This is a genomic window from Cryobacterium sp. MLB-32, assembly GCF_000738085.1.
Taxonomy (GTDB): Bacteria; Actinomycetota; Actinomycetes; order Actinomycetales; family Microbacteriaceae; genus Cryobacterium.
Window position 1 is genome coordinate 1 of the sequence record NZ_JPRS01000128.1, and the last position, 8,264, is coordinate 8,264.

Below are 8,264 nucleotides of genomic sequence, written 5' to 3' on the forward strand. Positions count from 1 at the left end.
TGTGATCTCCGCTTGGGTGATGCTGTTGCAATTTCGGATCGTGACTAGGAAATCCTCAGCCAACTCATCAACCAGTAAATTCACGCTTGTCCCCCCCAGGTGTACCGCTACATCGGTGTTCTACATGCAGAGTCTGGCAGGAAGGCGCTCCATCGTTTTGTAAACAGGGAGGTGAGGCAGGTGTTCGATGTGAACGGGGTGCCCCTGGGGTGACCGGCGCCGTGCCGACAAGCCTTGTCTCGCATCGTGCGTAGGAATCTTCAGCGACTTCTTGTGCGCACACGGTGCACCCCACCCCCATTTCGGGCAGAACGTTTACGACTAGTTCATGGAAAGCTAGCCAATGGCGTGGAAAAGACGTTTTCAAGAAGCAGCCCTGCGCGTCTAGGCACATGGGCGCCTGGCGCCCGTATTTCGACAGCGACGGCTGTACCTGATGCGCATCGGGCTAGGCCACCAATTCCGCTGCCGAGAGCACGTTAGCGTTGTGGCATGGCTGTATCGACGACGACCCTACGCTTCCCTCGATTGAAACCGGGCTCCGGCATTTCTCAGCGGCGGGGTTTCACATTGGAAGACTCGTGAGCCTCACGCAGCATCTGGGGGATTCAGGCTCACCGGTCCGCGCGTACATCGACGGGATTTCGCCGGCATTGCGGGCGCTCAAGGGCGGAATTGGCGGAGATCTGTCCGCAGCCGACACGCTGGGTTTAGTAGAGCTAGCCGCCAGCGCCGTGATCCTGCCACCCAGCATCGGTGTGGATGTCGCTCGGGCGGGAACTGCCGTCGACTTCCGTGTGCGAATCGCGCTCGGTGGATTCGATGCTCAAGACTCGACCGCTAACCTGGGCGTCACGGAGCTGTCCCTGCGCCAAGATGAAGTCGAGAACGGCTCCCATCGGGCGAAGATCCTTTCGGAAGCGTTCGACGTGGCCGTGCAGATCCTCGAGAGCCCCTCCAGCGAGGCCAACCTGGACCGTGCAGCGCTCCTGCTCGCCCACTGCGAGCAGATGCATCGCGACATGATCAAAGTCCTGAACGGGTCGGTCGGGAAGGCGTGCGATACTGCCGTCGACGGCCAGGCGTTCGCGGACAACCTCGACAAGACCTCCTTGGAAGACCTTCGCTCGATGATGGAGTCGAACAGCGCCCAGATAAATAAATGGCGCATGCAGATAGCCAGCGGTGAGCGTTTCGAGCCGAACCCTGTGCTCGCCGGTTCGATGCTTGTCGGTGGCGCGGATGCCGATTGGCTCGTTGGGGACGTACTCATCGACAGCAAGGCGTACGGAAAGCTAACGGTTGCGAAGCTGCGTGACTTTCTCCGTCAACTACTCGGCTACGTCATGCTCGACTGTGACGACTCCCTGCGAATCCGGACTGTCGGCGTGTGGCTACCGAGACAGGGGCTGACGAGGACCTGGGGGCTAGAGATGCTTCTCGGCGGTGACCCTGGTGAGCTGCTGCCCACGCTCCGGGAGGGTTTTCTCAAAGCAGCTGGCGGCCAGCAGATGGGTATTCACGTCCAGGTCACTCAGTGCCGCAAGAACCAATTACTTGCCGACAACAAGAACACACCGCAGTACATGCTTGTCGAATTGGCCCGGAACAGCGATGTGGGTATCCGCTTCCGCACGGGGCGAAATGCGATGCTCCGAGAAGCGACGATGCGCGAGCTCGCGCGGGACAGATACGCCTCAGTCCGCGAGGGCGTAGCGGGGAATGAAAGCGCGCCGACGGACGTGCTGACAGCGCTGGCCCAAGATAAGAGCATCGTCGTCCGACGTGTGGCCGCGGCCAACCCCCGGACCCCGAAAGCTCAACTCAAGGCGCTAGAGGCGGCACCTTTCGTCACAAGTTCCCGAGCGACGCAACCGTCCATCGAGTCGATGACCGGCGATGAGGTCGCCCAGCCCCGCGAATCAGGGCCTACCGTCGTGCGGATCTTGCAGGACCGCGATGACGGGGCGCTCGACAGGCCATGGTTTTCGCAGTTCCTGGCTCTCACGAGGGGCACCTCATCGGGCCTTAGACCCCGTATTCCTCTCCCGATGGCCAGCGAATACTGGGCAAGCAGATGAGGCGGTCGACCGTTATTCCCGACCGCCTAATGGTGGGAATCCCCGACCTCGTGAAGAAGGACCTCATTCGTAGGGACCGCCCAGACTGGGTGAGACAGATGGTCGCCGTGGACCTGCCAGTCGTGGACGCCTCGGTGCTTGCCACTCTCCTCGCTGACGCTGATCCCGAGATTCGCTGGTCGGCGCTTCAGCGCACTGTCGACGTTCCAGACGATCTTTTCGGGGCTCTGCTCGGTGAGCTTGCAGCTTCTCGGAAGGAGCGCATCCGGTTCCGGATGGAGGGAGACAACCAGCCAACCTGGCATCGCAGCCGCACCCCGGCCGAGTTCGAAAGGGAGACCCTGGAGCTCGTCGCAACTCACCCCTCGACACCTCTCGCTAATCTCCGCGACCTGGCGGGGACGAAATCATTCGACGTCCTCGTTGGACTCATCGAGAACTCTGCTCTCCCCGCCGAGGATCTCGCGCTTCTTCTACCACGACTGCGCACAACAAGGTCATTCGAGCCCCGAGAACGGCTCGCCACCTCGAGCAAGATCCCCTCGGCTGCCGCGAGGATACTTGTCGGTGACCGAGATTCTCGAGTGCGCGTAGCGCTCGCGCGAAACGACGCGGCACCCTCCGGAACGATTGTCAGCCTGGCCCAAGATCAGGACCCGTCCGTTCGCTTGGCGGTTGTGGCGAACCCACGAGCTCCTGTCGCACTCGCGGTCTCCATCGCGGAGAGCCTCCTCAAGATCAGCGCAGGCGAGGAGTTGCTCCAAGTGCTTAATACGGTTGCCACACGGCCAGACATTGAGCTGACTGATGACGTGTTTGAGGACGCGCTCGACAGACTCTCCAAGAGCCGCGTTCGCGACCCTGATATGCGCCGGGTCGCAGCCGACGACGAACGTGCCGGAACTCGGACCCTGGCGCGACTTGCCAAGAGTACCGACGCGTCCGTCCGCCAGGCCGTCGCGGGCAATTCTCGCACGCCGTCTGAGACTCTCACCGTGCTGGCTGCCGATCCGGTCCATAGTGTGCGTTCGGCCGCAGCGGGCAACGCGGAGTTGGACATCGCCCTGCTGGTTACACTCGCATTCGATGACGATCCTGAGGTGCGAGCAGGAGCCGCGGGATGCCCGCGGCTCAGTACTGCCGAGCTGGGCGCATTGCTCCTAGACGACGACAGATCCGTGCGGTCAGCCGCGTTCCGGAACCCCGCGACGAGCACCGAAGACCGCGATCGCGCAGAGTCCGCCTGGGAGCACGCCTACCAGATGTCAGCCCCAAGCAGAACAGACCTCGAGGAAATGGTCGCGAGCCGGCGCGCGGAGACGAGGATGCAGGTCGCATTCGACCCACGCACGCCCGCGGACTTCCTCATTTTCCTCGGTGGGGACAGGCATAGCGCCCGAGTGAGGCGCGCAGTCGCAGCGAACCCGAACACGCCTGCGGCCGGCCTAGCGTCTCTCGCCGACGACACGGATGCCGAGGTGCGCCAGGCAGTTGCTTTCAACGGCGCGACGCCACCCGAAATCCTCGCAAAGCTGGCTGGCACCAGCATCGAACTCGCGCTCTTGGTCGCGATGAATCCCGATGCGCCAATTGGGATCATCGATGCCCTCGTAGAGGACGGCGACCCGCTCGTGGGCTACGTCGCCACCGGAGTTAGGTCAACTCGTGCAGCTTTGACTCGAGGAGGGTCAGAGGGTGCGCATGCGCGTGACACAGCCACCCCGATGATCCTGCCTTGACGCGCTCACCGTTCCTCGCCGACCCAATCGAGCGAGTGATCCTCGAACTAGACTCCACAGTCTTCGACAGTTGAGCCACCAATCTGACGGCGCTCTGTGAACACAATCGCGTTCAAGGACCTTCGCGGGACGTATGGATGCCGAGGTCTTGGACAAGTGATCTTGGTTGTCTGCGGCTCATGGGATGCTAGACATTTACATGTGACTACCCAGCCGCAGTCAGCAAAAGACCCCAGCTGCATTTCTGCAACTGAAGTCTTTCTGCCTCACGCCAGCCCAACGTCTCAACGGCACCACACGACGTCGCAAACGGTCACCTTGTCTCTGCTGGCCTCATTGGGCATCGCTGGATAGTCGAGACTGTCTTCTGCGCGCAGTGCGATGGCCTCGGCAATAGCGCATGACACGCCGCCACGACTCTAAAGTCTAAGTGCACGTCGCATGTGCAATAATAAAGCTAATTCGGCCGGTTCGCGGTTCGGATGAAACCGCAGGAGGTACGCCGATGGTTCCGAACTCGCCCGCTGAAGCGCTGGGATCGCACTCTCCCGGTGTGCATGACCTCGTCATCGAAGTCGTGCAGGCCCGGCATGAGCGCGCCGTGGAAGCACACGAAGCAGCCGCGACGCGATACGCGATGGGGTTCGGCAGCCAGTGGCGCGATCTCCTCGACGACACGCGTGATGCGTTCAAAGATCGCGGATACCCGTCGCGCAAGCTGGCGCCGGGTGGCTATAGAATCCCGATCGTTAACGACTGTCTGGTCTACGTGTGGCGCGTTCCCTCCGCACCTGATGCTGTCAGTGATTTCGCGTCCAGCACGACCCGGATGAATGGATTCTCCGCCTCCCCGCCTGAGCCTGCACTTTTCGACAACAGCTTCGTGGACGGCGGCGCGCCCACCCTTGACGGCGTCGCTGGGCTTGAGGTTCAGCGCCTAGTGACGTTGCTCGGTGGAGAGATGCCCGTTGTGCTCGTGATGGTTCGCTCGTCGCCAAGGCATCTGGGCTCAATCGAGTGGGCGGTTGCAGAGTTTGCCGCGGGCAAAGTGCGGCTCCACGGCGAAGAGACGATTTGGGAGCCGGAGCTCAGCATGGATGAAGCCGTTGCTGATATCGAATCCTTCGACAGTGGTACGCCCGTCGCACCGGCCGTTGAACTTCAGGAGCAGGACCGGCCGTCAGATGCGTGAGAATTCGCCCGGCCTGTTTGATCTCCCCGATTCAGGGGGCGGCTATGGTCGGTTCGAGCCCGCGCGGCTAACACAGGCGCGCGTTCGGATCGGCGTGAGCAAGACTGACCTGGCCGCAAATGTCGGCGTGTCGGCTGCAGCGATCGGACAGTACGAAGCTGGAGTGAATTCGCCACGGCCTGAGGTGATCGATCGGCTCGCGAGGAGCTTGAAGGTGCGACCGGGTTTCTTTAGCGTGGGTCGGCCTTTGGCTCGCATCGACACCGTGAACGCGCACTTCAGGAGTCTGCGGTCGGCACGCGTGAGTGACCGGCAGAAGGCGTTGTCCACCGCGACCCTGGTGTGGGAGTTGACGTTCGCGCTTGAGCGCTACATCCGGCTTCCAGCCGCGGATCTTCCAAGCATCCGCTCCGGGACTTCTCCTGCCGATGCCGCAGTGCTCCTGCGGTCGCACTGGGGGCTGCCTGATGGTCCGGTCAAGCACCTTGTGGCGACCGCTGAATCCCGCGGAATTGTGGTCGCCGTGCGTCCGCTCGGAGAGATCGACGCAGTGGACGCCTTCTCGGCAATGATCGTAGACCGTCCGATCGTCGTCACGACGCCACGACGGAGTGAGAACGTGTTCCGGCACCGTTTCTCGATCGCCCACGAGATTGGACATCTCCTTCTTCACTCAGACTCCGGCGAGCAAAGTCCGGCGATCGAGCGTGAAGCTGACGACTTCGCCGCCGCGTTCTTGATGCCTGCCGCATCGATGGACGTCGCGCTGCCGCAGCGGCTCGACCTTGCACCCCTGGATCGGCTCGGGCGGACTTGGGGAGTCTCGCCCCATTCACTGATCCGTCGCATGGTCGAGCGCGGCCGTGTGACCGAGTCATCGGCTCGACGGGCCTACCAGCGACTCGCCATGGTCAATGACTCGGCGGCGGATCCGACAAGCGCTTACCCGGGGGAGGTGCCGACGCTACTGAACAAGGCCGCTGAGCTCGCCGCAGACAGCGGTGCGGGTGTGTCCGCTCTCGCCGAAATCCTCAAAGTAGGTTCTGCTCAGGTGCGTGATCTACTGGGTGAGGTAGACCAACGCCCAGTGCTCCGGCTCGTCGGTGACGAGTCGGAGGGCGGCGCTCGTACCTGAATTTCAACTATCTTTGTCGAATTTGAGCAAACACACTGGATGGTTGACAGGAGATCGGACGGCTTAACGTCGAGCCCGCGAGCGATCATAGCGATAACGTCTAGCGTTAGACTTCGGCGCGATCGCTACTGCTGAAGCATGGCGATACGCGTCGTAGTGATCATGCGACCTGGTCGGCATGGTCTAGCTCGCGCGAATGACGACGGCCTCCGTTAGAGGTCGTGCGGTAGAAGATCTGCGGCCGTGCGTCGCGTATCTTGCACAGGGCTTGTCGGTGCAACTCGTAAGGGACGGTGGGCACGTCCCGACCATCGCACAGCCCACCGGCCGCTAGGGGATCGGACTCTTGCCCGCGCGCTTTCGCCAGTAGCGGTGCCATCGCACCCGCCTCGTGAGTTTCGGGTCGGTCACCCGCTGCGCCTTGGGAATTCCCATCGCCTCTTGTTGGATGCGGATGCCCACGCGCTCGGTGGGCGTCGGCCCGGTATTCTCGGGGTCGTCGTGTACTCGCTCGATGGGCTCGGCGCGGTGGCGTCGCCACCACTGCCCGCTGGCATCGCGGAAGATCACCGTGGTGGCCAGCGACGGCTGCCCGGGGTGCACATCGTTGATCCAGGTGAAATCGACAACACAGTCGCTCTCGGGGTCGATTGCCCCGACGCCGATCGAGAACTCATCCCAGGTTCTCCCGGTGCCGCCGTTGACCATCTGCACGCGCGCCGGCCCTATGAGCTCCTTGCTGCCGTTGTGGATGATGACCGTCGCCTGAATGAGCGGCGCGATGGCGAATCCCATTAGCTTGTACTGGGCATCAGGGTTGGGGTTGGTGATGAATTGTGTGCCCGGGCTGCCGATGCCCATTGTCGCGTCGTTGGGCAGCACGGGGAAGGTCGCGCCGGGCATGTGGTGCTCGACGTGCGTGAATTTCGAATAAACCAACCGGGCTTGCTCTTCCCGCTTGATCTTGCCGTTTCGACGGTATGTGTTGGTCGCGATGAGCAGCGCGGTGAGCCCTCCAACGGTCGCGAGCCAGTTGCGCCACGCATCCCACTGAGCGGGCGTCAGCAGCCCAAGGAACCAATCGACCATTGCGAGCAACCATACTCGGCCAATATGCAAACGTGGTGCTGGCCGTCGCCCCACACCATGTGCTCGTTAACCTCACTAGCGCCATCGCTTTATAGCTGTCATCGGAGTGGCCAGGGAACCACTCAGGCTTCGAGCTAGAGCGGCGGTCGGAAGTCGGTTCGCGTCCGCGAGTTGACGAAGATCCAGTTCAGTGAGGCGGCCAATGTCGGCACTAGACGCCCACCAACGCGGTGTATTTCCCGGTGCCGTTCAGTGCGGCGTAGAGAGTCTGTCGTGAAACGCTGAGGTCTCGAGCCACCGACGCTTTCGGCACTCCAGCTTCGACCCGTTTGCGGGCCTCTGCGATCTGCCCCAATCCGAGCTTCGGAGCCTTCTCGTACTTCCCGTCCCGCTTGGCGACGGCGATGCCCTCTGCCTGCCGCTCGCGGATCGTCTTGCGCTCGAGCTGAGCAATGGCAGCAAGAACCGTGAGCATGAATTCGCCTTGAGGGGTATCTGAATTCAGGGCCGGGTTGTCGACGAACTCCAGTGCGACGCCCTTCCCCTTGAGCTGTTCGACGAGCGCGAGAAGGTCAGTCGTCGAACGCGCGAGACGATCCGGTGACTTCACGCGCACCTTGTCACCGTCGCGCACGTACGTGAGCATCTCCTGGAGCTGCACCCTGTCGTGGGCATTCTTACCCGAAACCTTCTCGGAGAACATCTTGTCCACGGCCCCGAGCGCTTCGACCTGCCTTGCTTCGTTCTGGTCGGCTGCGCTCACGCGCACGTAGCCGACTACCTGTCCTTTATGTCCAGTCATGTTTTAGATCCCCCGTCGGTTATGTCCAATCATATCGGCAACCCACCCTGATTGACGGGATTTCGATGCATTTATGAACTGCTCAATTGGGTCTACTCTGATGGACGGTTCGTCCCGGACTACGGTCAGTTCACGGTTAGATGGTGGAATGCCGACAAGTGCCTCCGATAATTACGTCGCGGTCCTCCGCGATATCAAGCTCTCTCCCCATTCGGTCGAGCCGGAG

At 62.0% G+C, this 8,264-nt stretch carries 6 protein-coding genes and 1 pseudogene; 5 read left to right on the top strand and 2 right to left on the bottom strand.

The window, feature by feature from the left end; all coding sequences use genetic code 11:
• The first annotated feature begins 581 nt into the window (after window positions 1–581).
• The 5 genes and pseudogenes from JF66_RS12665 (at window position 582) to JF66_RS12680 (ending at window position 6,147) form a co-directional block, all read left to right on the top strand.
• Window positions 582–2,081, top strand: coding sequence for a hypothetical protein (locus tag JF66_RS12665; protein WP_035878618.1), 1,500 nt, complete (start codon window positions 582–584; stop codon window positions 2,079–2,081).
• Window positions 2,078–3,820: a hypothetical protein gene (locus JF66_RS12670; RefSeq protein WP_035878619.1), complete on the top strand. Its 1,743-nt coding sequence runs from the start codon at window positions 2,078–2,080 to the stop codon at window positions 3,818–3,820. The genes JF66_RS12665 and JF66_RS12670 overlap by 4 nt, the downstream gene beginning before the upstream one ends.
• A 430-nt stretch (window positions 3,821–4,250) precedes the next feature.
• Window positions 4,251–5,012: a hypothetical protein gene (locus tag JF66_RS12675; protein WP_231556413.1), complete on the top strand. Its 762-nt coding sequence runs from the start codon at window positions 4,251–4,253 to the stop codon at window positions 5,010–5,012.
• Window positions 5,005–5,229, top strand: a pseudogene (locus tag JF66_RS25330) (helix-turn-helix domain-containing protein); the annotation flags it as partial. The gene JF66_RS12675 and the pseudogene JF66_RS25330, both read left to right, overlap by 8 nt.
• Before the next feature lie 84 nt (window positions 5,230–5,313).
• Complete coding sequence (locus JF66_RS12680; protein WP_231556414.1) at window positions 5,314–6,147, top strand: ImmA/IrrE family metallo-endopeptidase; 834 nt, start codon at window positions 5,314–5,316, stop codon at window positions 6,145–6,147.
• Window positions 6,148–6,477: 330 nt separating this feature from the next.
• Here the strand turns inward: JF66_RS12680 and JF66_RS12685 are convergent, their stop codons facing one another.
• The gene (locus JF66_RS12685; protein ID WP_035878628.1) at window positions 6,478–7,236 is read right to left on the bottom strand and encodes a hypothetical protein; all 759 of its coding nucleotides are present in this window, start codon (window positions 7,234–7,236) and stop codon (window positions 6,478–6,480) included.
• A gap of 211 nt (window positions 7,237–7,447) precedes the next feature.
• The gene (locus tag JF66_RS12690) at window positions 7,448–8,038 is read right to left on the bottom strand and encodes a recombinase family protein (RefSeq protein ID WP_035878632.1); all 591 of its coding nucleotides are present in this window, start codon (window positions 8,036–8,038) and stop codon (window positions 7,448–7,450) included.
• Window positions 8,039–8,264: the final 226 nt, after the last annotated feature.

Coding starts and splice junctions, on each gene's coding strand:
- JF66_RS12670 (WP_035878619.1), top strand. CDS start 2,078: ATGAGGCGGTCGACCGTTATTCCCGACCGCCTAATGGTGGGAATCCCC.
- JF66_RS12685 (WP_035878628.1), bottom strand. CDS start 7,236: ATGGTCGATTGGTTCCTTGGGCTGCTGACGCCCGCTCAGTGGGATGCG.
- JF66_RS12690 (WP_035878632.1), bottom strand. CDS start 8,038: ATGACTGGACATAAAGGACAGGTAGTCGGCTACGTGCGCGTGAGCGCA.